We start from the raw sequence: 21,173 nt of genomic DNA, 5'->3' as shown, positions 1-21,173 counted from the left end.
ATGTCACGCCGCGCCCTTGCGCAAAATCCCAGGCTTTTTCGATCAGTTGCTGCTGATGCTGACCGCCTCGCCTTCCACCAGAACCTGCGGCGAATAGCCGGAGGGCTTGTCGCCGGTCACGACACCGCCGGCCACCCTGACCTGGATCTCGGGCCCGAAATAGGAATGCGGGAACGGCGCCGGCATGCTGCTCACCGAATCCAGCCGCTTGCGGAGTTCGGGGGCAATCGAAAAATCCAGCGCCGCGAGGTTGTCCTGCAGTTGCGCGAGCTTGGTCGCGCCCAGGATGACGGTTGCGACGCCGGGCTGCGTCGCCACCCAGTTGAGTGCCACCTGGGCCATGCTGCGGCCGAGTTCGGCGGCCACCTTTTCGAGCTCGGCCACGATCGCCCAATTGCGGTCGCTGAATTTCCGGAAGCTCGGATGCGTGGTGTTGCGGAAACCGTCGAGCCGGCCGGCATTGCCGGCTTGCGTCGGGCGATATTTGCCGCTGAGCAAGCCGCTGGCCAGCGGGCTCCAAACCATGACGCCGGCGCCATGATGCGTGGCGAAAGGCACGAACTCATGCTCGATCGAGCGTTCGGCCAGCGAATATTCGAGCTGCAGGGCCGAGATCGGCTCATAGCAGCGCAATTCTGCGATCGCCTGCGCCCGCCCCGCATACCAGGCCGGCACATCGGAAAGGCCGACGTGGCGCACCTTGCCCGCGCGCACCAGGTCGTCCAGCGTGCGCAGCACCTCCTCGGCCGGCGTCAGCCTGTCCCACACATGCATGAGATAGAGGTCGATATAGTCGGTTCCGAGCCGCTTCAGAGAGGCGTCCACGGCGCGCATTATGTTCTTGCGGCCATTGCCGCCGGCGTTCGGATTGCCCGGTTCTGAATTGAAGGTGAATTTAGTGGCGATCACCGCCTTGTCGCGCAATCCGCGCTCGGCGACGAATTCGCCGAGCCAGGTCTCGGCGGTGCCGCCGGTATAGAGATCGGCCGTGTCGAAGAAATTGCCGCCCGCCTCGACATATTCGTCGAAGATTGCGCGGGCTGTATCCCTGTCAGTGCCCCAGCCCAATTCGGTGCCGAAGGTCATGGTGCCCAGCGCCAACCGGCTGACGCGCAAGCCGCTGTTGCCAAGCGTGTAGTAGTTCATGGTCATGATATTCTCCGATCGAGTTTGATGTTGGGTTATTGGCCGGGTGTCGTCTTGACCCAGGGATTGCCGCGCTCATGGGTCACGCGGAAGGTGAAGCCGTCGACCTTCCAACCCGCGCCGGAGCGGGTCAGGTGGTGCTCATATGTGCCCCAGACTTCCCAAAGCGGCTCGCCATTGCCTTCCATCCGGTTCCAGGCATAGCCGTTCGACAGGACGGTCGCCGTGTCCGCTTCGAGAACGACTTGGTGATTGGTGCGCAGATGCAGGCTGGTCTTGCCGCCCTTGAGGTTGCCGGCCCAGGCGCCGATCAGGTCGTCGGAGGCAATATTGGCCGCCGGCTGTCCGGACAGGCTGCTGAAATCAGCGGTAACCCGATCCGCGAAATAGCTGCGGACAAGCTTCCAGTCCTGCGCGTCGACGGCGCGGTCGATGGCATCGGCGATGCGGATGACCGCGCGCTCGTCGGCAAGCGCCTGCCACTCCGCCGGTTCGGCTCCCCCGGCATCGATCGGCGCCAGCGCCAGTCCCGCAGCGAAGGTCACATGTTTCAAAGCGTTCATGTCTCGTCTCCTGGAAATCAGCCCGCCCGCTGTATCGGGGACAATGTGGATCAATGCGCCGCCGTCGATAAGATTGCATTGTTCGCAAAGACTATGCGATATCATTCATGAATGGACCGGGACCTGCTTACCCACCTGCCCGTCATCGTTGCCGTGGCGCGACGCGGCGGCTTCGCGCTTGCCGCGGCCGAGCTCGGCATGAGCCCGTCGGCGGTCAGCCATGCTGTGCGGCTGGTGGAAGAGCGCATCGGCCAGCCGCTGTTTGCGCGCACGACACGTAGCGTCTCGCTGACCGAAGCCGGCAAGGCACTGGTGGAGACAACGGGCCCTGCCCTCCAGGACATCGCGGAGCGGATGGACCGCATCCGCGGCGTCAAGGGGCGGCCCTCTGGCCTGCTCAGGATCAATGCCTCCAACATCGCGATCCCTTTGGCGGTGACGCCTGTGATCGCAGCCATGGCCGATCGCTATCCGGATGTGACGGTCGAGGTTTTCGCCGATCAAGCCCTGGTCGATATTGTCGGGGAAGGTTTTGACGCCGGCATTAGGCTGGGCGAGATGATCGCGCAGGACATGACCGCCATACGGCTGACGCAGCCCTTCAAGGCCGTGCTCGTCGCCTCGCCGGACTATATCGGAAGGCACGGCCGTCCCTGCGACGTGGCCGACCTCGCGAACCATAATTGCATAGGCTACAGGCTTCTCCGCTCCGGCGCGTTCTATCGCTGGGATCTGAACGACAATGGCAAGGAGGTCGTCGTCGAGACGCGTGGCACGGCCGTCGTGACCGATTCGCTGGCGGCGATCGATCTTGCGCTTGCAGGGGTCGGGCTCGCCTATGTGTTCGAGCCGCTTGTACGCGCCGATCTTGCCGCCGGACGCCTCGTCCAGGTCCTGCCAAAGACGGCAATCGAGGAGCCCGGCCTTTTCCTTTACTTTCCGCGCCGGGCTTCGATGGCGCCGAAGCTGAGGGCCTTCATCGACGCCGCACAAGAAATCGGCCGGGCATCCATGCGGACACCCGGCCGAGTTGCCTGAGCCGTTTAGCCTTACTTGTTCTTCGGGCTATTTCTTGACCGCCGCCGCGACTTCCGCCGCGAAATCGGTCGCTTCCTTCTCGATGCCTTCGCCGAGCGCGAAACGCAGATAGGCCGAGATCTTGGCCGGAGCGCCGATCTCCTTCTCGGCATCCTTCAGCGCCTTCTCGACGGTAATGTCGGGATTGAGCACGAAGGCCTGCTTCAGAAGCACGACTTCCTCGTAGAACTTGCGCAGCCGACCCTCGACCATCTTCTCGATGATCGCCTCCGGCTTGCCGGACTGGCGTGCCTGGTCGGCGAAGATCGCCTTCTCGCGCTCGACTGCCGCGGGATCGAGTTCCTCGGTGGTCAGTGCCATCGGGTTGGTGGCGGCGACATGCATGGCGACCTGGCGGGCGAATGCATTGGCCGCGTGCTCGTTGCCCGTGGTCTCGATAGCGACCAGGACGCCCAGCTTGCCAAGGCCGTCGGCAACCGCGTTGTGAACATAGGTCGCGACGGCGCCGTGCGGAACGGTGAGCTTGGCCGAACGGCGGAAGCCCATGTTCTCGCCGATGGTACCGACGGCGTCCTTGATGGTGTCGGTGACCGACTTGTCCGAACCCGGGTACTTCGCGGCAGCCACGGCCTCGCTCGTGCCATAGGCCAGTGCCACCTTGGCGACGTTGGCGACGATCTCCTGGAAGGCGGCGTTGCGGGCGACGAAGTCGGTCTCGGAATTGACCTCGACGACCGCGGCCTCGCGCACGCCGGAATCGACGCCGATCAGGCCCTCGGCCGCGGTGCGGCCTGCCTTCTTGTCGGCCTTGGAGATACCCTTCTTGCGCAGCCAGTCCACGGCTTCTTCCATGTTGCCGTTGGTCTCGTTCAACGCCGCCTTGCAGTCCATCATGCCCGCGCCGGTCAAGTCGCGGAGTTCTTTGACCTGTGCAGCCGAAATGCTCATTGTCGCCTCTTTGTTCAAATGCGCCGACGCACCATCGAATCTCGACGGTGCGTCCGTTTAACGCGTCAAAATATTAGAAAGATGAAGGCCGTGACCGGCCTTCGCTATCACGCTTCCGGAGTTTCCGCCGCCGGAGTTTCGCCGAGCACCGGTTCGACCGGAGCTTCCACCGAAGCGCCGATGTCGACACCCAGCGCGCCCTGCTGGCGAGCGATGCCGTCGATGGCAGCCTTCGCGATGAGGTCGCAATAGAGCTGGATGGCGCGCGCGGCGTCGTCATTGCCGGGGATCGGGAAGTCGATCTTGTCCGGATCGCAGTTCGAATCGATGATGGCGACGACCGGAATGCCAAGGCGCTTGGCCTCGAGGATGGCGATCGCTTCCTTGTTGGTGTCGATCACGAACATCAGGTCGGGCGTCGAGCCCATGTCCTTGATGCCGCCGAGAGCCTTGTCGAGCTTCTCGCGCTCGCGGTCGAGGTTGAGACGCTCCTTCTTGGTCAACCCTTGCGCCTCGCCGGCCAGCATCTCGTCGAGCTTGCGCAGGCGCTGGATCGAGTTCGAGATCGTCTTCCAGTTGGTCAGCATGCCGCCCAGCCAACGCGAATTGACATAGTATTGGGCCGAACGCTGCGCGGCATCGGCGACGATGTCGGACGCCTGGCGCTTGGTGCCGACGAACAACACGCGGCCGCCCTTGGCGACGGTGTCGGAAACCTGCTTCAGCGCCTGGTGCAGCAACGGCACCGTTTGGCTGAGGTCGATGATGTGGATGTTGTTGCGGGCGCCGTAGATGTAGGGCGCCATCTTCGGGTTCCAGCGGTGGGTCTGGTGGCCGAAGTGAATGCCAGCTTCCAAAAGCTGGCGCATGCTGAAATCAGGCAGAGCCATTCTCATTTTCCTTTCCGGTTAGCCTCCACGGACACAGGCATTTTCGGACGAAGTCCTCGATGCCACCGGAGGTTTCAGCCGGATTTCTCCCGGGCAGACACCAAAGTCCGTGTGTGGAATGAGCGCGCATATAGAGGGGAAGTGCTCCAAACGCAAGCGCAACGACGCATTGCGGCGCGCCTGCGGCGATCCGCGCGTGCCCTCAACGCTTTATCTTACCCTTTGGCACCCTCACCCGCCGGAAGATCGCGACGATCTCCTCGCGGCTGCACTCGACGGCGCCGAGCCGCACCGCGCGGTCGCGCTCGAAACCGGTTATGTCATAATGCGGCGCCGATGTCTTCGGCGGCCCCTGGTAGGATGAGCGCTTGATGCCGAGTTGCGCGGCGAAACGATGCAGTTCATCGGTGTCGTCGGCCATCAGATGGCACCAGCGGTGACCAACCCATTTCCAGATCGCCGCGTCGACATAGACCGCCATGAGGCTCGCCGCATTCCTTCTTCCGCCGACCGGTACCGGCGACGAGCGATGATAGAAGGGATTCGCACAGAAGATGAAGCGGCCGGCGGCCTCGAGAAGATGAGAAGCCGCCGCGACGCTTTCAAGCCGTGGACCGCGACGGCGCTGCGTCGACGCAAATCGAAGTTTATTTCGTCGGGCAGGCCTTCGTCTGGTCGAAAAGCGACAGATTGACCAGCTTGCCGGTCATGGAGAAATCGCCATAGTCCATGGTTAGATCGCGGGTGATGCCGTTCTCGTGCAGCTTGAAGCTGATCCGGTATTCCGGCGTTTCTTCTCCGTTCCTGGCACTGTCGTCGAAATAGGCGATGTCGACCGGCCAGTATTTGTCGGTGGCAAGCTTGGCCAGCGCCGGTGCTTCCGGATCGGCCTTGTCGGCATCGGTCCTCTTGCCGACGACGACGGTGGTGGACATCACCTTGTTGGCGTCCTCGGAGCCGTCGAACAGATTGGTTTGATAGAAGTTTTCACCTTTCTCGGCCTTGTCTATCAATTCGACCAGATGCTGGGTCGGAAACTGGGTGGTGGCAAGTTCCAGGCTGCTCTTCTCGGGCTTGTCGATGTCGACCTTTAGCCCTTGCGTTTCCTTCGTGGCGACACCCTTGACCTCCTTGTCGAGGTTCTGGTCGACGAAGGATTTGGTCACGAACGAGAAGGTCTTGCCTTCGGCGTCTTCGAACGTCGTCGTCTGCTGGTCGGTCAGCTTGGTGTTGTCGCTGGTGGCAATCTGGGTGACAAAGCGGAATTTCACCGTATAGCCTTCGCAGGCCGAGCCGTTGAATTCATAGACCATGCGGCCGGTAATGCCGGTGATCCCGGAGCGGTCGTCCGCCTTCTTGAGCGTAAGGTCGTAAACGGCGCGATGCGCCTGCAGCGCCGGCACGGCGAAAGCGGGACCTATCGAAAAGACCGCCGACAACAGGACGGCATGGAATACAAGGCGCGTTGCGCGCATGAGAGGCTCCGATCATCGCGGCTGATGGCAGGCCGCAGGGAAAGATGGTCCAGCTTAAAAAAAGTCGTGGCGGAAGCGAGGCAAAAATAGCAATTTCGGCCCGGCCGGCGCGGCACCTTCCAGCAATAGGGAAAAGCAATGAGTGAAACAATCGAAAAGCGGCTAAGCGACCTCGGGGTCACCATTCCCGCGGCCGCGGCGCCTGCCGCCAACTACGTGCCCTATTGCAGGACCGGAAACCTGCTTTTCACCGCCGGACAATTGCCGCTCAAGGACGGCAAGCTGCAGGCGAGCGGACTGCTTGGCCTGGACGTCGACACAGCAACCGGCAAGGAAGCGGCAAAATACTGCGCGATCAACATTCTGGCGCAGGCCAAGGCGGCACTTGGCGATCTCGAGAAGATACGCCGGCTGGTCAAGATCACCGTCTTCGTCGCCTCGGCGCCGGATTTCCTCGAGCAGCATCTGGTCGCAAACGGCGCCTCCGATTTCCTGGTGGCGGCGCTCGGCGAGCGCGGCAAGCATGCCCGTTCCGCCGTCGGCACGGCTTCGCTGCCGCTTAATGCCGCGGTGGAAATCGAAGCGATCTTCGAAGTCGAGTGAGCGAGCCTGACATGACCGACCTTTCCTGGCTGATTGCCCGGCCTGTCGCCCATCGCGGCTTTCACGACATGAACAAGACGCGCTGGGAAAACACCCTCTCCGCCTTTGCCGCCGCGGCCGAACGCGGCTATGCCATCGAATGCGACGTGCACCTGTCGTCGGACGGAGTTCCCGTCATTATCCATGATGGCGACTTGCAGCGGCTGACTGGGCACGACGGTTTCGTCTGGCAGCGCACGGCGGCCGAACTGGCAGCGCTCAAGGTCGGCGGCACGTCTGATCATGTGCCGACGCTGCGCGAGGCGCTCGATCTGATCGACGGGCGGGTGCCGCTGGTGGTCGAACTAAAAGGCGTGGCTGGATACGACAATGGCCTTGTGGCGAGCGTCGGTAGGCTGCTCAAGCGCTACAAAGGCAAGGTGGCGATCATGTCGTTCGACCACTGGCTGATCCGCGATTTCGCCAGGGATGCGCCGGGCATCCCGGCTGGATTGACCGCCTATGGCAAGGACGACAGGCTGATCGAAGCGCATTTCGCCATGCTGGCGCATCAGATCGCCTTCACCTCCTACGCAGCGGGCGACCTGCCGAATCCATTCGTCAGCTTTGTCCGTGAACGGCTCAAAATGCCGGTCATCACCTGGACGGTGCATGACCAGCCGGCGGTCGATCTTACATTCAAATATGCGGACCAGATGACGTTCGAAGGGTTCGAGCCCGATCTGGTCAAGGTCGCTTGATATGGGTGCCTAGAACGTGACTTGTAGCGGTCCGGATGGAGCTTAAATAAGCCTCATGGATCAGGGCGACGACGGCGACGGGCAAACGGTTGATGCGGAGTATGCGATCCGCATTGCGGCGGGCATCGGCGCCTTCACCTGCGAAGAGTGGGACGGTTTCGCCGGGACCACGCGCAGTGATGCCGAAAACGGTTATAACCCCCTCGTTTCATATGCTTTCCTGAGCGCACTCGAGGATTCCGGCTGCGCCGTGCGGCGCACTGGCTGGCAAGGTCATCATCTCAGGCTGGAGAATGGTCAAGGCACGCTGCTCGGCGCGGTCCCTTGCTATCTCAAGTCACACAGCCAGGGCGAATATGTGTTCGATCACGGCTGGTCGGATGCCTTCGAGCGCGCCGGCGGCCGTTATTATCCCAAGCTGCAATGCTCGGTACCGTTCACGCCGGTCACCGGCCCTCGCCTGCTGGTGAGCAGGGGCCAGCATTCCGGCACCGTCAAGGCCGGGCTCGCCGCGGGATTGAAGGCAGTGGCGGAAAAGCTCGGCGTCTCTTCCGCGCATGTCACCTTCGCGCAGGAGAGCGACGTGGACGTGCTGGAGGCGGCGGGCTTCCTGCATCGCACCGACCAGCAGTTCCACTTCGTCAACGAGGGCTTCTCGACCTATGACGATTTCCTCGCCACGCTGGCCTCCCGCAAGCGCAAGGCCATGAAGAAGGAGCGCCGCGAGGCGCTTGCCGACGGCATCTCCATCGACTGGCTTACCGGCAAGGACCTTACAGAACGGGCCTGGGACGATTTCTTCGCCTTCTACATGGACACCGGCAGCCGCAAATGGGGCCGGCCCTATCTGAACCGGGAATTCTTCTCGCTGATCGGCGAGCGCATGGCCGAGGACATCCTGCTGGTGATGGCCAGGCGCAACGGCCGCTACATTGCCGGCGCTATCAACTTCATCGGCTCCGATGCGCTCTACGGCCGCAACTGGGGCTGCATCGAGGATCATCCGTTCCTGCATTTCGAGGTCTGCTATCACCAGGCCATCGACTTCGCCATCGAACGCAAGCTGAAGGTGGTCGAGGCGGGCGCACAGGGCGAACACAAGCTGGCGCGAGGCTACCGGCCGGTGATCATGCATTCCGCGCATTACATCGCCCATCCCGGCCTGCGCAACGCCGTCGCCGACTATCTCAGGCGCGAACGGCGCGAGGTGGAACGCATGAGCGAATATCTCGAAGAACACACGCCATTCCGCAAGGATCTGGAGGAGTAGGCCATCCCGCGGGGCAGGAGCATATGTCAGGTTCGGCATACCTTGGGTTGGCAGTGCACGCCTGTCGAGATCGGCTTCATCGATCTCGCCTGATCGTCTTGCCGCTCACGAAAGGCTTCGCTACACCAATCAGCGAGGCACAATCCGGAGCGTTCGCCATGGCCGAAACCGCTTATGACACCGACAACATCTTTGCCAAGATCCTGCGCGGTGAAATTCCCTCGCATCGCGTCTACGAGGATGAAGCGGTCGTTGCCTTCATGGATGTGATGCCGCAGGGGCCGGGCCATACGCTGGTGGTGCCGAAGGCGCCGTCGCGTAATCTGCTCGACGCCGATCCGGCAACGTTCGGCCCGCTTTTCACGGTCGTGCAGAAGGTGGCGGTCGCCGTCCGCAAGGCATTCAAGGCCGATGGCGTCACCGTGATGCAGTTCAACGAGCCGGCCTCCGGGCAGACCGTCTATCACCTTCACGTCCACGTCATTCCGCGCTTCGAAGGCATCGCGCTGAAGCCGCATACGGGCCAGATGGAGAAACCCGAGGTGCTGGCCGAGAATGCCGGCCGGATAAAGGCGGCCATGCCACTATCCTGACGCCTGGCTTTCAGTTGCCCCATTGCGGCCGTCTGGGGAAGTTGCGCATCGAAAACGATGAACCCGAGCCGCCAGCATATCAGCGTGATCGCCATTCCGCTGAACATCTACCAAATTGTGCCCGCCGTGGACGACGATCGCGCCGCGCGGCCGAGATTCCCCCATCGCCGGCTGAGAGCACGCGATCAGGATAGCTTGTCCCTGGAGAATGCCGACAGCCTCTCAAACGCCGTCGGAGGCTCCACATTTTGCCTGAGCCGCCCGCGGATCGCATCCGCACATTGTGCTGGCGTCAGCAGCGATGTGTCGACTTCCAGATCATACACGCCAGGCCGGTGTACCTCCTCCTGCCACAGGCGCACCGCCAACGGCATGGGGTCGTCGGGCGATCCCGTCACATATCCCCTCCCCGCCGGACTGTCGGCGCGCCTCTGCATGATGATTTCGATCGGGCAGCGGACACCGACAAACAGAACCGGCAGGCCTGCGAGGCGCCGGGCGCAATCGACAAGGCAATCAAGGGGTCGCGAATAGCTGTCGTGATGACCGAGATCGGCCACGACATTCAACCCCACTCGGCTGTGGGCGGCGATCGATTCGTAGAGCGCGGCGTAGAACCTCGGCACGAGACCCTCGATATCCGGGCGCTCGCCGCCGGGCCGCAAACCTATGCCCGGGCGACAGCGCAGCGGCGTGACCTGCTCATAGGTGTCGACCCCCAGGTTCATCCATGGGCCCTCGAAGCTCTCCTGAACTGCCTGGACGATGCTCGATTTCCCCGATCGCGGTGCGCCGTTGAGGATGATGATCTGGCCTGGTCCGGACATAAAATTCCCCATCCCATGGAAATGAACGCACGCAGCCATCTGGCGAACGGCTGTTGTTCGCAATGCTGCTGTAATCCTGACGGATGACAAGGCACCGGCGAGACGTGGACGTGCAATGCGGGTTCTGTTGATCGAGGACGAAAGAGAAATGGCTGACGCGCTCACCAGGGCGCTTGGCAAACAAGGCGTCGTCGTCGATCACACCATGCTGCTTGGCGATGCTATCGAACTGTCGTGCCAGCACGTCTATGAGGGCAATCCTGCTCGACCGAACATTGCCGGATGGAGAGGGACTGAGCTTCATTCCCAGGCTGCGGGCGGCAGGTGTCGATGCGCCGGTGATCGTCCTGACGGCCCGCAACGAGCCGAAAGAGCGCATTGAGGGGCTCGATGCCGGCGCCGACGACTATCTGGGCAAACCCTTCCTGATCGATGAACTGATGGCGCGGCTGCGGGCGGTGTTGCGCAGGAGCCGCGGATTACCGTTGGCATGGTCACCATCGACCCGCTGAATTTCAGCGTGACGGTCGGGCCCAGCCCCGTCGATACCGAGACGCGAACTGTCCGTCCTGCCCGCCCTGGCAAAGCGGCGCGGAAAGACTGTCATCCGCTCCACGCTGGAAGAAGCCGTCTACAAATACGAGGACGAGATCCAGTCCAACGCCATCGACGCCCATATTTCGCGTCTGCGCAAAAGGCTGACGGATGCCGGTGCCTGGATGGCCATCCACAACGTCAGGGGCGTCGCCGTGCTGCCGGTTCCATTCCGCGCCTTCCCCTGGGTTTTGGAGGGCTCGCGGTCGAGGCGGAGGCACTTGACCGGAACGGCATCCAACGCGCTGCCATGGTCTGGTCCCGTGGAGCGAACTCCTTCACCAACGAGGCCATGGTCTCAGAAATCGGAGATGCGTACAGTCTGGGCGCTACTTTCGGAAACGACTTTTCGCGCATGCTCGTCACCGGCAAGGCGCCGTCGGGATTGCATATCTCGATACCGTCAGGCCAACGCATAAAATCGTTCCTCGGCGGCAAGCCGAAATACGCGGCCTGCGAGGTCTTTGGCCGCGCGCCCGGCCTGTTCGGCATGGTCGGCGCCAACGTGGGAGCACCACCGTCCTGGACGGACAAATCAGCCAAAACCCGCCCAACGCCGCTGCTGTCCAGGGGCCGACAGCAGCGCTTCAGTGATCGTCGCTTTGTGCCAATGAAAAAGCCCCGTCTCCGGGGCTTTTTCGAGGGAGTGACTATCAGCTCTTGCGCGGCAGTTGCGGCACCAGGCTGCGCTTGCCGCCGTCCTTGCCCTTGGGCTCGGGCTTCTGCGCGACGGCCTTCTTGACCGCCGGCTTCTTGGCCACTGCCTTGCGCTGCTTGGGGGTGTCTTCCGGTTCTTCCTTCTTGGGCTTCACCGGTGCCTCGTCGGCGAGCGATTCGAGCTTCAGGCCGGTCTCGCCGGTTTCCTTCTTCTCGACGCTGACGCGCACCGTGCCGCCCTTCTTGAGCTTGCCGAACAGCACTTCGTCTGCCAGCGGCTTCTTGATGTGCTCCTGGATGACGCGGCCGAGCGGACGCGCACCCATGCGCTCGTCATAGCCCTTGTCGGCGAGCCAGGCGATCGCATCCGGCGACAGGTCGAAGGTGACGCCACGCTCGGAGAGCTGGGCCTCCAGCTGCATGACGAACTTCTGCACCACCTGATGGATAACCGGCACCGGCAGCGAGCCGAACGGGATGATCGCATCGAGACGGTTGCGGAACTCCGGCGTGAACAGCCGGTTGATCGCCTCGACATCGTCGCCTTCGCGCTTGGTCGACCCGAAACCGATCGCCGCGCGCTGCGCATCCGACGCGCCCGCATTGGTGGTCATGATCAGGATCACATTGCGGAAGTCGATCTGCTTGCCGTTGTGGTCGGTCAGCTTGCCATGGTCCATCACCTGCAACAGGATGTTGAACAGGTCCGGATGCGCCTTCTCGACTTCGTCCAGCAGCAGCACGCAATGCGGATGCTGGTCGACGCCGTCGGTCAAAAGGCCGCCCTGATCGAAACCGACATAGCCGGGAGGCGCGCCGATCAACCGAGAGACCGTGTGGCGTTCCATATATTCCGACATGTCGAAACGGATCAGCTCGACGCCGAGCGAAGCGGCCAATTGCTTGGCGACTTCGGTCTTGCCGACGCCGGTCGGACCCGAGAACAGATAGGAGCCGATCGGCTTCTCCGGTTCGCGCAGGCCGGCACGCGCCAGCTTGATCGCCGAGGTCAGCGCGGTGATCGCAGTGTCCTGGCCGTAGACGACGCGCTTCAGCTCGATGTCGAGACCCTGCAGCACCTTCTCGTCATCGGCCGAAACAGTCTTCGGCGGGATGCGCGCCATGGTGGCGATCGTCGCTTCGATCTCCTTGATGCCGATGGTCTTCTTGCGCTTGGCCTCCGGCACCAGCATCTGCGAGGCGCCGGTCTCGTCGATCACGTCGATCGCCTTATCCGGCAGCTTGCGGTCGTTGATGTAGCGCGCCGACAGCTCAACCGAAGCCTTGATGGCTTCCGTCGTGTAGCGGACCTTGTGGAACTCCTCGAAATAGGGCTTCAGGCCCTTCATGATCTCGATGGCGTCCTCGATGGTCGGCTCGTTGACGTCGATCTTCTGGAAGCGACGTACGAGCGCGCGGTCCTTCTCAAAGAACTGGCGGAACTCCTTATAGGTTGTCGAACCGATGCAGCGGATCGCACCCGAAGACAGTGCCGGCTTCAACAGGTTCGACGCATCCATGGCGCCGCCCGACGTCGCGCCGGCGCCAATGACGGTGTGGATCTCGTCGATGAACAGCACAGCGCCCGGATAATCCTCGAGCTCCTTGACGACCTGCTTCAGTCGCTCCTCGAAATCGCCGCGATAGCGCGTGCCGGCCAAAAGCGTGCCCATGTCGAGCGCGAAGATGGTGGCGTTGTGCAAGACTTCCGGAACATCACCCTCGACGATGCGCTTGGCGAGGCCCTCGGCGATCGCCGTCTTGCCGACGCCGGGATCGCCGACATAAAGCGGATTGTTCTTGGAACGGCGGCACAGCACCTGGATGGTGCGGTTGATCTCGGACTCGCGCCCGATCAGCGGATCGATCTTGCCGGCCTTGGCCTTGTTGTTGAGATTGACGCAATAAGCGGTCAGCGCGTCCTGCTGCTGCTTCTTCTTGCCGCCTTCCTCTTGCGGCTCGGCGCCGTTCGCGCCACCCTGCTCGTCATCGGCGCCGCGCGGCGAACGCGTCTCCGACGCGCCCGGACGTTTGGCGATGCCGTGCGAGATGTAGTTGACCGCGTCGTAACGGGTCATCTGCTGTTCCTGCAGGAAATAGGCGGCATGGCTCTCGCGCTCGGCGAAGATGGCGACGAGCACGTTGGCGCCGGAGACCTCTTCGCGGCCGGACGACTGCACATGGATCACCGCACGCTGAATGACGCGCTGGAAGCCGGCGGTCGGCTTGGAATCCTCGTCATAGCCGGTAACCAGATTGTCGAGCTCGGTGTCGATATAGGTGAGAACAGTGTGCTTCAACTCGTCGAGATCGACATTGCAGGCGCGCATGACGGCGGCCGCCTCGGTGTCGTCGATCAGGGCGAGCAGCAGATGTTCAAGGGTTGCATATTCATGGTGCCGCTCGTTGGCGAGCGTCAGCGCTTGGTGAAGCGCCTTTTCCAGGCCTTGGGAGAAAGCCGGCATGTTACCTCACTTCTTCTCCATCACGCATTGCAGCGGATGCTGATTCTGTCGGGCGAAATCCATGACCTGGGACACTTTGGTCTCGGCCACCTCGAATGTATAGACCCCGCACTCGCCCACTCCATGATTGTGAACATGAAGCATGATGCGTGTGGCGGCTTCGCGGTCCTTCTGGAAAAAACGTTCCAGCACGTGAACCACGAACTCCATCGGTGTGTAGTCGTCGTTCAGGATGAGGACCCGATAGAGGCTGGGTTTCTTGGTCTTGGTCTTTGTGCGCGTGATGACCGCCGTGCCGCGGCCGGCCTCATTGCCGTCGCCGCTGCCGTTCTGCATCCGTGCCCTTGTGGCAGTCAAACCGATCGTCACGTAATCCTGCCTCTTTCGAATCCTCATGCGAGTTCGACATGTAGGTGTTCGATGGACGATTTTAAGCCCTTCTGGTTAGCTGACAATATGGCTAGGTGCCCAACTTGGCCGATTTTCGCAATCGTGAAGGCGAGCCAGGCCCCTGATCGGAAATTGACATGAAAAAACCCGGCCACGCTGGCGCGGCCGGGCTCTGTCTTGGCCCAATGGGCCCAGTTCTCGTACTGCCGAACGGAATTACTTCGCCTTGGCAACGATCGATTCGAACGGCTTGTAGGCTTCCTTGGCGAGTTCGGCATAGAGGTCGCCGATCTTGGTGGCCTCGGCGACGAACGCCTCATAGGACTGCTTGGCATAGTCGGACTGGACCTCGATCGCCTTGTCGAGCGACTTGGCCGAGACAATCTTCTCGAAAGCGGCGCTGCCGGCTTCGAAGCTCTTCTTGGTGTATTCGCCGGCCTCGGCCGCAATTGCCTGCGCGCCCTTGGACAAAGAGGCGAAGCTCTTCAAGCCGGTGTCGGCGAACTCTTTGCCGTATTTGCTGAAGTCCTCATAGGTCTGCGTCATTTCAATTCTCCCTGGACGGTTGATGCGCCCTGCCCCGAGCGCCTTGTGCAATGCACTCGAATATATTGTGCGACGCACAAAAGTCAAGAAATCGCCAGCTTCCGTCCTAGCCGGTGTGGGCAATGGCTAAAATTCGAATAAACAGAGGCTCAAACCACCAGAAAATGGTGAACGCGGCGGTTACCATAAACGGATTGGTAACGCTGCCCCGATAGCTTGCCCGGAAGTGAGGCAGGATCCCTTTGCCGCCTCCAGCGCAACAAGAAATTCAAAGGAACTATCAGTGCGTCAGGCGTTGTCGGGCATCGTTTCCAAATCCGCGTCCCCTTTCAAAACGGTCATGATCATCGCCGTGGCGATGATCATCGTCGTTGCAAGTGCGGCCTCGTCGCTCGCCGCGAAGTCCGCGGCCATCGTGGTCGACGCCAAGACCGGCAAGGTGCTCTACTCCTCGGATGCCAACGCCCGGCGTTATCCCGCCTCGCTCACCAAGATGATGACGCTTTATTTGACTTTCGAGGCTCTGGCCAAGGGCAAGATCAGCCGGAACTCGCCGGTCGTCTTCTCGGCTCATGCCGCGGCAGAGCCGCCGACGAAGCTCGGCGTGAAGCCGGGCGGATCGGTGGCGGTCGAGACCGCCATCCTGTCGATGGTGACCAAATCGGCCAATGATTCGGCCACCGCGCTCGGAGAAATGCTCGGCGGCAACGAGACCAACTTCGCCCGCATGATGACTGCCAAGGCGCGGCAGCTCGGTATGAACGGCACCGTGTTCCGCAACGCCAACGGCTTGCCCGATCCCGGCCAGTTCACCACTGCGCGCGACATGGCAACGCTCGGCATCGCGCTGCGCGAACATTTCCCGCAATATTACGGCTATTTCTCGCAGCGCTCCTTCCTCTATGGCCGCCAGCGCATCAACGGCCACAACCGCCTGCTTGGACGCATCAAGGGCGTCGACGGCATCAAGACCGGCTACACCCGCGCTTCGGGCTTCAACCTGGTTTCATCGGTTTCCGACGGCAACCGTCGCATTGTCGGCGTGGTCATGGGCGGCACCTCGGGCAGCAGCCGCGACAATCAGATGGCGGCCTTGATCAACACCTATCTGCCGCGGGCATCGACCCGGGGCGGCGGCGATCTGGTCGCAAAGGCCGATAGCGGCAACCCGGTGACGGCATTGGCCAGGGTGCTGTTGCCCAAGCACGACGCACCGACTCCGGACGAGAAGCCGGTGGCGGTGGCAAGCGCCGATGACGCGGACGAGGCCGTTGCCGACGACGCGACGGTTGCCCAGGGCGACAGCGATGTCGCCGACGATACCGCAGCCGAAGAACCCAAACTGGTTGTTCCGGCAAAGAAGGTGAAGACGGTTATCGTCTCCGCCCCCAAGGTCGCCACGGCACAGGTGGTGTCCGCTTATGCCGAGCCCGCGCCGGCCGTCGACCCGGTCAACACCGCGTCGGTGCCGTCGGGTTGGGCCATTCAGGTCGCCTCGTCGCCGAAACAGTCCGAAGCCCAGGCCTTCCTCGACAAGGCCACCAAGCAGGCGCCGAAGGTGCTGGCAGATGCCTCCGGCTTCACCGTCGCCTTCGACAAGGACGGCGTCACGTACTACCGCGCCCGCTTCGGCGGCTTCGGTTCCAAGACCGCGGCCTGGAAGGCCTGCACCGCCCTCAAGAAGAAGAAAATCGAGTGCTACGCCGTCCAGCAGTAGGGACGGCGTGGAAGATATCTCCCGGAAAATTTCTGCGTCGAAGGAGACTAGTTGTGATTGGAGAGCAAGACCTCCTTGGCTTCATTGATCCGCGCCGCCAGGAAAGACGTGCCGCCGATATCGGGGTGCAGGCGTTGCATCAGGCGGCGGTGCGCCTTGCGGACATCCGCCGCGGCGGCCCCCGCTTCAAGACCAAGGACCTTGTAGGCCTCCTCCTTAGTCATGGCGCCCGGACCTGGCGCAATACCCAGCCCTTCGCCACTGTGCGCCTCAGCGTTTTTGCGCCAGACGGGAAATCTGCCGTCAAGATACGTCTCTAGCAGTTGCCGGCTCTCCGGGTCACCGGAGAGTTCGCGAAACAGCTGCAGCAATTCGGCTTTGCCCATCGCACCAAGCATCTTGCCTTCATGGCGGCCTGCCAGGACAAGGCCTTCAAGGCCTCCTGTATCGTGATCGAGGTCCATTTCCAGCGCCGCCGTGCGTACGGTCGAGCGTCTCCGCGCCGGCATCACGGCTCGCCGGTTCAGCCGCATCGAGCCGTACCAGGCGATCGCTGCGAGCAGGATGATGCCGCCGAGACCGCCGCGCCCGACCAGCAGCACGGCGCCCCCGACCAACGCCAGCAAAACCGGCCCAACCTTCCTCATGTCGCCTGCAAGCCTGCTCGGGTCGGCCCGCACGAAAGCCGTTGCCAGGCCCATCAGCACCAGCAGCAATGCGACGACAGCGATGATCGCGCCTACCATATTCCACTGCCCCGTGAATGCCTGGCGATCGGCCGGTTTTCCAGACTATTCCTGAACACGAGCATGCCGCCACCGGGTGTTATTTCTGCGCCGCAATCATGACCTTGCGCGACACATGGTCCGCATCCCACCACGCCGCGGCGCGATGTGGTCGGTGCGAGTGCGTCAGATATCGAAACCGGATGGTTCCTATCGCTCATGATTTTCAAGATGTGGCGTTGTCGCGACGCTTGCAAGTCCAACGGACAGCAACATTGAGGGCCAGCAACCGCAGTCCGCCTATACGGGCCGACCATGCCGCCAGATTGCCCCGGAGCAAGCCAACTGGCTGCTCGGAGCAAGCCAATGGGCTGCTCGGAACAAGCCGATAGTGATTTAGAGCAGGCCGAGATCGGCGAGCTCGCGCCGGAGTTTCGGCGGCATTTCGACCTGCCCCGGCTTGCCCTTGCCGAGATCGGCGGGTGCATCCGATGGCTTTAGATAGCGCCAGCCCTGAAAGGCGCGGCGCGGCTGCCAGTCGGTGCGCACCACTTGCGGATCCAGCATCAGATGGCAGCGGCCTATGCCCTCGTCATCGGTGAATGGCCGAATCTCGGTGATCAACTGGCGGCACTGGACGCTTCCCTTGATCACCCAATAGAGCGAGCCGCCGTCGGTAACCTCATCGGCGCGCGTCGGCACCATGCGGGTGGTGTGCCAATGCTCGGCCGGTTCGCCGGCACGGCGCCGCTCGTCGAGGCGGAACGCGATCCATTCTTCGAGATCCTCGACGCTGTCGCAGCCGACGCAGAGCTTTAGGAGGTTGAGAGCCATTGCCCAAGATTTAATCCGTCGCACGGATGCGTCAACGGCCTGAGCAAGTTCTCCACAGTGCCAGCGGGCTCAACACTCCACCACATTGACCGCCAGCCCGCCGAGGCTGGTCTCCTTGTACTTCTCGTTCATGTCAAGGCCGGTCTGGCGCATGGTTTCGATCGCGGCGTCCAGCGGCACGAAATGGGTGCCGTCGCCCTTGATGGCAAGCGAGGCGGCCGTCACCGCCTTGACCGCGCCCAGCGCATTGCGCTCGATGCAGGGCACCTGCACCAGCCCGCCGACCGGATCGCAGGTCATGCCCAGATGGTGCTCCAGCGCGATCTCGGCGGCGTTCTCGACCTGTTCGGGCGTGCCGCCCATGACGGCGCACAGGCCGGCCGCCGCCATGGCCGAAGCCGAGCCGACTTCGCCCTGGCAGCCGACCTCGGCGCCGGAGATGGACGCATTGGACTTGATGATGCCGCCGACGGCGGCTGCCGTGAGCAGGAAATCGCGAATGCTGGGCTGGTCGGCCTCGGGATGGAAATGCAGCCAGTAGCGCAGTACTGCCGGCAGCGTGCCGGCCGCGCCGTTGGTCGGCGCGGTGACCACGCGCCCGCCGGCCGCATTCTCCTCGTTGACGGCCATGGCATAGATCGACAGCCAGTCATTGGCGAGCAGCGGATTGGGCCGGTTCTGCTGCCACTGCTCCTGCAGCTTGTCGTGCAATTGCCTGGCCCGGCGGCGCACCTTCAGCCCGCCCGGCATGATGCCGTCCTGCGACAGGCCGCGCTCGATGCAACTCTTCATGGCACCCCAGATGGCGTCGAGGCCGGCGTCGAGCTCATCGCGCGACATTTGTGTTTCCTCGTTGACCCGCTTCATCTCGGCAATGGAAAGGCCGCTCTTGCCAGCCATCTTCAGCATCTCGAGGGCGTTCTTGAAGGGATAAGGGACTTTTTTGCCTTCGGTCGTCACCGAACCCTTGGCTTTCATGCGCTGCAGCTCTTCTTCCGAAACCACGAAGCCGCCGCCGATCGAATAATAGATGCGCTTGAGCAGCAGGCGGTCGCCGGCATCATACGCATAAAACGCCATGCCGTTGGCGTGGCCGGTGAGCGGCGTCTTGCGGTCGAGCACCAGGTCGCCGGCCGGATCGAAACGGTAGGAGGGGTGGCCGGGCGGTGAAATCAGCTTGTCGGCGGTGATGCGAGCGACAATGCCGTCCGCCTGGTCAGGGTCGACCGTCTGCGGCGTCTGCCCGGCAAGGCCGAGAATGACGGCACGGTCACTGCCATGGCCGATGCCGGTATAGGCGAGCGAGCCGTGCAGGCTGGCGCCGATGCGAGCAACCTTGGCGCCGGCCGGACGCGGCCAGTCGTCTCCGGCGATCTCGTCGAGGAAACGGCGGGCGGCCGTCATCGGTCCCATCGTGTGCGAACTCGATGGTCCGATGCCGATCTTGAACAGGTCGAAAACCGAAAGGAACACGCGCCACAATCTCCCGAAGCCGCTCTGGGACTACATATAGGAACTCCCGCGATGTTTCCGCTGTTTTGAACGGCGCGGCGCAGCGCCCGCCGACCTTGTTTGCTCCGGCAGCGACATGACCGTCGCTGCCGGCGGACGATCGAAGCAATCGCACTGGATGTGATAGGTTCCGCCAATGGGCGATTCCCTCGATCTTTCGACAGCCGATCTCGCGGCGTTGGCGTTCTTCCTCATTGCGTGGGTTCTGCATACGCTCGCCTCGGACGGCGTGCTGGTCAGCCGCATGTCGCTGACAACGGCGATGAATGCGCAGCGTCAAGCCTGGATGCACCGGATGGCCGAGCGTGAGATCCGCATCGTCGACACAGCCATCATGGGTGGCCTGCAGCAAGGCACCGCCTTCTTCGCCTCCAGCTCCCTGATCGCGCTTGGCGGCTGCTTTGCCTTGCTCGGTGCCTCCGACCGCGTCCTCGAGGTGTTGAGCACCCTGCCTCTGGGCGGCGCCCCGTCGCGCCCGGCTTTTCAGATCAAGGTGCTGGGACTGGTGCTGATCCTGGCGTTTTCGTTCTTCAAGTTCGGCTGGGCCTACCGTCTGTTCAACTATTGCTCGATCCTGATCGGTGCTGTGCCGATCCCGCATGGCGAAGCCTCGCGCAACCCGGTCACCGAAACGGCGGTGTGGAGGGCGGCGCAGATGAACATGCTGGCAGGCAAGCATTTTAATTCCGGCCTGCGCGGCGTGTTCTTTTCGATCGGCTATCTCGGCTGGTTCGTCGATCCGGTGGTGTTCGTGCTGTCGACGCTTCTGCTCCTGGCCGTTCTGGTGCGGCGCCAGTTCTTCTCGGCGGCGCGCCGCGCCGTGATCGGTCAGCCGCCAGGTGCGGGAAAAGGCCGATCGATGCGGCCGGACAGCCAATAGGCGAACAGCCCTATCCATTCGCGGATCGCCATTGTGGCCGCCTGCAGCGCATCGGCCGGATTGTCGCGGAACAGGCCGATGCCTTCGTCTCCCGACGTTCGATAGTCGACCGGCCACGGGACGGTCGCGAAGCCGACCTTGTCGAACAGCGCCTTGGCGCGCGGCATATGGTAGGCCGAGGTGACCAGCAGCCAGGTTTCGCCCGGCTTCGGCGCTATCAAGGCCTTGGTGAAGACGGCATTTTCATAGGTGTTGCGCGATTTGCCCTCGAGAATCAGTCGCTCCGGCGTCACGCCAAGCGCTCCAAGCAGGCGCGGCGCGGTGGCGGCGTCGCCCTCGCCGTCGAGGAACAATTCGCCATTGCCGCCGGAGACGACCACCTTGGCGTTGGGAAAGCGCCGCGCCAGCACGGCCGTCTCGACCATCCGGTCGCCGCCGCTGTTCAGCTCATAACCGCCGCGCACCAGATTGATGCCGCCCTCGAAGCCGCCGCCGAGCACGACGATGCCATCGACTTTTTGCGGCAGCGGCGGGCGCGGAAAGCGTTCCTCCAGCGGGTTGAGCAGCAATGCGCCGAGTGAGGTCCAGGCCGAAAGCGCCAGAACCAAAAACGCCAGCACGCCGCCGGTGGCTGCCAGCCGCCGGCGGCCGAAAAATGCCGCGACCAGCCCCGCCAGCAGCAGGAAGATCGTCAGGTTGAGCGGCTGGATAAAGAACCAGAAGATTTTCGAAAGATAAAAGAACATCCCTCACCCCTTAG

21 protein-coding genes and 2 pseudogenes are annotated in these 21,173 nt (G+C 62.7%); 9 read left to right on the top strand and 14 right to left on the bottom strand.

All coding sequences use genetic code 11. The features are described from left to right. Window positions 1–42: 42 nt before the first annotated feature. Both FJ951_RS13130 and FJ951_RS13125 read right to left on the bottom strand, forming a co-directional pair. Window positions 43–1,152: an aldo/keto reductase gene (locus FJ951_RS13130; protein ID WP_140498700.1), complete on the bottom strand. Its 1,110-nt coding sequence runs from the start codon at window positions 1,150–1,152 to the stop codon at window positions 43–45. A gap of 29 nt (window positions 1,153–1,181) precedes the next feature. Beyond that, a complete protein-coding gene (locus FJ951_RS13125; protein WP_140515354.1) occupies window positions 1,182–1,709 on the bottom strand; it encodes a nuclear transport factor 2 family protein in 528 nt (175 codons plus the stop codon). 111 nt (window positions 1,710–1,820) lie between these two features. Between FJ951_RS13125 and FJ951_RS13120 the strand changes: the two genes are divergently transcribed. Next, a complete protein-coding gene (locus tag FJ951_RS13120; RefSeq protein ID WP_140498704.1) occupies window positions 1,821–2,747 on the top strand; it encodes a LysR family transcriptional regulator in 927 nt (308 codons plus the stop codon). A 27-nt stretch (window positions 2,748–2,774) separates the two neighbouring features. Here the strand turns inward: FJ951_RS13120 and tsf are convergent, their stop codons facing one another. The 4 genes from tsf to FJ951_RS13100 form a co-directional block, all read right to left on the bottom strand. After that, a complete protein-coding gene (gene tsf / locus FJ951_RS13115; RefSeq protein ID WP_140498706.1) occupies window positions 2,775–3,695 on the bottom strand; it encodes a translation elongation factor Ts in 921 nt (306 codons plus the stop codon). Window positions 3,696–3,802: 107 nt separating this feature from the next. Then, the gene (gene rpsB / locus FJ951_RS13110) at window positions 3,803–4,585 is read right to left on the bottom strand and encodes a 30S ribosomal protein S2 (protein WP_140498708.1); all 783 of its coding nucleotides are present in this window, start codon (window positions 4,583–4,585) and stop codon (window positions 3,803–3,805) included. 202 nt (window positions 4,586–4,787) lie between these two features. Further along, complete coding sequence (locus FJ951_RS13105; protein WP_140498710.1) at window positions 4,788–5,066, bottom strand: DUF4031 domain-containing protein; 279 nt, start codon at window positions 5,064–5,066, stop codon at window positions 4,788–4,790. A 166-nt stretch (window positions 5,067–5,232) separates the two neighbouring features. After that, entirely contained in the window at window positions 5,233–6,060 is an 828-nt protein-coding gene (locus tag FJ951_RS13100) for a cell envelope integrity EipB family protein (RefSeq protein ID WP_140515353.1), read from the bottom strand. Between the two features lie 138 nt (window positions 6,061–6,198). Between FJ951_RS13100 and FJ951_RS13095 the strand changes: the two genes are divergently transcribed. The 4 genes from FJ951_RS13095 to FJ951_RS13080 all read left to right on the top strand — a co-directional run bounded on the left by FJ951_RS13095 (window position 6,199) and on the right by FJ951_RS13080 (window position 9,266). Further along, window positions 6,199–6,663, top strand: coding sequence for a RidA family protein (locus FJ951_RS13095; protein WP_140515352.1), 465 nt, complete (start codon window positions 6,199–6,201; stop codon window positions 6,661–6,663). 11 nt (window positions 6,664–6,674) lie between these two features. Next, window positions 6,675–7,403, top strand: coding sequence for a glycerophosphodiester phosphodiesterase (locus tag FJ951_RS13090; RefSeq protein ID WP_140515351.1), 729 nt, complete (start codon window positions 6,675–6,677; stop codon window positions 7,401–7,403). 55 nt (window positions 7,404–7,458) lie between these two features. Continuing rightward, on the top strand, window positions 7,459–8,673 hold the full coding sequence (locus FJ951_RS13085) for a GNAT family N-acetyltransferase (RefSeq protein WP_140515350.1): 1,215 nt from the start codon (window positions 7,459–7,461) through the stop codon (window positions 8,671–8,673). A 158-nt stretch (window positions 8,674–8,831) separates the two neighbouring features. Beyond that, window positions 8,832–9,266, top strand: coding sequence for an HIT family protein (locus FJ951_RS13080; RefSeq protein ID WP_140515349.1), 435 nt, complete (start codon window positions 8,832–8,834; stop codon window positions 9,264–9,266). Between the two features lie 185 nt (window positions 9,267–9,451). Here FJ951_RS13080 and FJ951_RS13075 read toward each other — a convergent pair whose 3' ends face one another. Next, window positions 9,452–10,093 carry a chloramphenicol phosphotransferase gene (locus FJ951_RS13075; RefSeq protein WP_140515348.1) on the bottom strand — a complete coding sequence of 214 codons (642 nt, stop codon included), beginning with the start codon at window positions 10,091–10,093 and terminating at the stop codon, window positions 9,452–9,454. Between the two features lie 115 nt (window positions 10,094–10,208). On the opposite strand from FJ951_RS13075, the pseudogene FJ951_RS28435 reads away from it, so the two are divergent. Together FJ951_RS28435 and FJ951_RS28780 are read left to right on the top strand one after the other, a co-directional pair. Beyond that, window positions 10,209–10,839 (top strand): annotated as a pseudogene (locus FJ951_RS28435) (response regulator transcription factor); the annotation flags it as partial. Window positions 10,840–10,842: 3 nt separating this feature from the next. Further along, window positions 10,843–11,429, top strand: a pseudogene (locus FJ951_RS28780) (DUF3313 family protein); the annotation flags it as partial. Here FJ951_RS28780 and clpA read toward each other — a convergent pair. From clpA to FJ951_RS13050, 3 genes are all read right to left on the bottom strand, one after another. After that, the gene (clpA, locus tag FJ951_RS13060) at window positions 11,341–13,809 is read right to left on the bottom strand and encodes an ATP-dependent Clp protease ATP-binding subunit ClpA (protein ID WP_140515345.1); all 2,469 of its coding nucleotides are present in this window, start codon (window positions 13,807–13,809) and stop codon (window positions 11,341–11,343) included. The pseudogene FJ951_RS28780 and the gene clpA overlap by 89 nt on opposite strands. Before the next feature lie 6 nt (window positions 13,810–13,815). Then, complete coding sequence (clpS, locus tag FJ951_RS13055; protein ID WP_027051901.1) at window positions 13,816–14,145, bottom strand: ATP-dependent Clp protease adapter ClpS; 330 nt, start codon at window positions 14,143–14,145, stop codon at window positions 13,816–13,818. Between the two features lie 270 nt (window positions 14,146–14,415). Then, a complete protein-coding gene (locus FJ951_RS13050; protein ID WP_140498728.1) occupies window positions 14,416–14,745 on the bottom strand; it encodes a phasin family protein in 330 nt (109 codons plus the stop codon). A gap of 283 nt (window positions 14,746–15,028) precedes the next feature. Between FJ951_RS13050 and FJ951_RS13045 the strand changes: the two genes are divergently transcribed. Then, window positions 15,029–16,462 (top strand): D-alanyl-D-alanine carboxypeptidase family protein, encoded by a 1,434-nt coding sequence (locus tag FJ951_RS13045; protein WP_140515344.1) that lies wholly within the window; start codon window positions 15,029–15,031, stop codon window positions 16,460–16,462. 47 nt (window positions 16,463–16,509) lie between these two features. Here the strand turns inward: FJ951_RS13045 and FJ951_RS13040 are convergent, their stop codons facing one another. The 3 genes from FJ951_RS13040 to FJ951_RS13030 form a co-directional block, all read right to left on the bottom strand. Next, window positions 16,510–17,208: a DnaJ domain-containing protein gene (locus tag FJ951_RS13040; protein WP_140515343.1), complete on the bottom strand. Its 699-nt coding sequence runs from the start codon at window positions 17,206–17,208 to the stop codon at window positions 16,510–16,512. Between the two features lie 375 nt (window positions 17,209–17,583). Next, window positions 17,584–18,021: a DUF1489 family protein gene (locus FJ951_RS13035; protein ID WP_140498734.1), complete on the bottom strand. Its 438-nt coding sequence runs from the start codon at window positions 18,019–18,021 to the stop codon at window positions 17,584–17,586. A 69-nt stretch (window positions 18,022–18,090) separates the two neighbouring features. Next, window positions 18,091–19,494, bottom strand: a complete 1,404-nt coding sequence (locus FJ951_RS13030; protein ID WP_140515342.1) for an L-serine ammonia-lyase — start codon at window positions 19,492–19,494, stop codon at window positions 18,091–18,093. A 175-nt stretch (window positions 19,495–19,669) separates the two neighbouring features. Here FJ951_RS13030 and FJ951_RS13025 point away from each other — a divergent pair, with 175 nt between their 5' ends. Beyond that, on the top strand, window positions 19,670–20,413 hold the full coding sequence (locus FJ951_RS13025; RefSeq protein WP_140498738.1) for a DUF599 domain-containing protein: 744 nt from the start codon (window positions 19,670–19,672) through the stop codon (window positions 20,411–20,413). Here FJ951_RS13025 and FJ951_RS13020 read toward each other — a convergent pair. Then, window positions 20,362–21,159, bottom strand: coding sequence for a YdcF family protein (locus FJ951_RS13020; protein ID WP_140498740.1), 798 nt, complete (start codon window positions 21,157–21,159; stop codon window positions 20,362–20,364). The genes FJ951_RS13025 and FJ951_RS13020 overlap by 52 nt on opposite strands. Window positions 21,160–21,173: the final 14 nt, after the last annotated feature.

It is taken from the genome of Mesorhizobium sp. B2-2-3, from assembly GCF_006442405.1.
Classification (GTDB): Bacteria; Pseudomonadota; Alphaproteobacteria; order Rhizobiales; family Rhizobiaceae; genus Mesorhizobium.
Note: the sequence above shows the minus strand (reverse complement) of the source record. Positions and strands in the feature narration are given on the sequence as shown.

What these genes read in the sequence shown, in the direction of transcription:
- FJ951_RS13080 (WP_140515349.1), top strand. Translation starts at nt 8,832, where the DNA reads ATGGCCGAAACCGCTTATGACACCGACAACATCTTTGCCAAGATCCTG.
- tsf (WP_140498706.1), bottom strand. Translation starts at nt 3,695, where the DNA reads ATGAGCATTTCGGCTGCACAGGTCAAAGAACTCCGCGACTTGACCGGC.
- FJ951_RS13095 (WP_140515352.1), top strand. Translation starts at nt 6,199, where the DNA reads ATGAGTGAAACAATCGAAAAGCGGCTAAGCGACCTCGGGGTCACCATT.
- FJ951_RS13100 (WP_140515353.1), bottom strand. Translation starts at nt 6,060, where the DNA reads ATGCGCGCAACGCGCCTTGTATTCCATGCCGTCCTGTTGTCGGCGGTC.
- rpsB (WP_140498708.1), bottom strand. Translation starts at nt 4,585, where the DNA reads ATGGCTCTGCCTGATTTCAGCATGCGCCAGCTTTTGGAAGCTGGCATT.
- FJ951_RS13025 (WP_140498738.1), top strand. Translation starts at nt 19,670, where the DNA reads ATGGGCGATTCCCTCGATCTTTCGACAGCCGATCTCGCGGCGTTGGCG.
- FJ951_RS13105 (WP_140498710.1), bottom strand. Translation starts at nt 5,066, where the DNA reads ATGGCGGTCTATGTCGACGCGGCGATCTGGAAATGGGTTGGTCACCGC.
- FJ951_RS13090 (WP_140515351.1), top strand. Translation starts at nt 6,675, where the DNA reads ATGACCGACCTTTCCTGGCTGATTGCCCGGCCTGTCGCCCATCGCGGC.
- FJ951_RS13035 (WP_140498734.1), bottom strand. Translation starts at nt 18,021, where the DNA reads ATGGCTCTCAACCTCCTAAAGCTCTGCGTCGGCTGCGACAGCGTCGAG.
- FJ951_RS13130 (WP_140498700.1), bottom strand. Translation starts at nt 1,152, where the DNA reads ATGACCATGAACTACTACACGCTTGGCAACAGCGGCTTGCGCGTCAGC.
- FJ951_RS13120 (WP_140498704.1), top strand. Translation starts at nt 1,821, where the DNA reads ATGGACCGGGACCTGCTTACCCACCTGCCCGTCATCGTTGCCGTGGCG.
- FJ951_RS13125 (WP_140515354.1), bottom strand. Translation starts at nt 1,709, where the DNA reads ATGAACGCTTTGAAACATGTGACCTTCGCTGCGGGACTGGCGCTGGCG.
- FJ951_RS13085 (WP_140515350.1), top strand. Translation starts at nt 7,459, where the DNA reads ATGGATCAGGGCGACGACGGCGACGGGCAAACGGTTGATGCGGAGTAT.
- FJ951_RS13020 (WP_140498740.1), bottom strand. Translation starts at nt 21,159, where the DNA reads ATGTTCTTTTATCTTTCGAAAATCTTCTGGTTCTTTATCCAGCCGCTC.
- clpA (WP_140515345.1), bottom strand. Translation starts at nt 13,809, where the DNA reads ATGCCGGCTTTCTCCCAAGGCCTGGAAAAGGCGCTTCACCAAGCGCTG.
- clpS (WP_027051901.1), bottom strand. Translation starts at nt 14,145, where the DNA reads ATGCAGAACGGCAGCGGCGACGGCAATGAGGCCGGCCGCGGCACGGCG.
- FJ951_RS13075 (WP_140515348.1), bottom strand. Translation starts at nt 10,093, where the DNA reads ATGTCCGGACCAGGCCAGATCATCATCCTCAACGGCGCACCGCGATCG.
- FJ951_RS13040 (WP_140515343.1), bottom strand. Translation starts at nt 17,208, where the DNA reads ATGGTAGGCGCGATCATCGCTGTCGTCGCATTGCTGCTGGTGCTGATG.
- FJ951_RS13050 (WP_140498728.1), bottom strand. Translation starts at nt 14,745, where the DNA reads ATGACGCAGACCTATGAGGACTTCAGCAAATACGGCAAAGAGTTCGCC.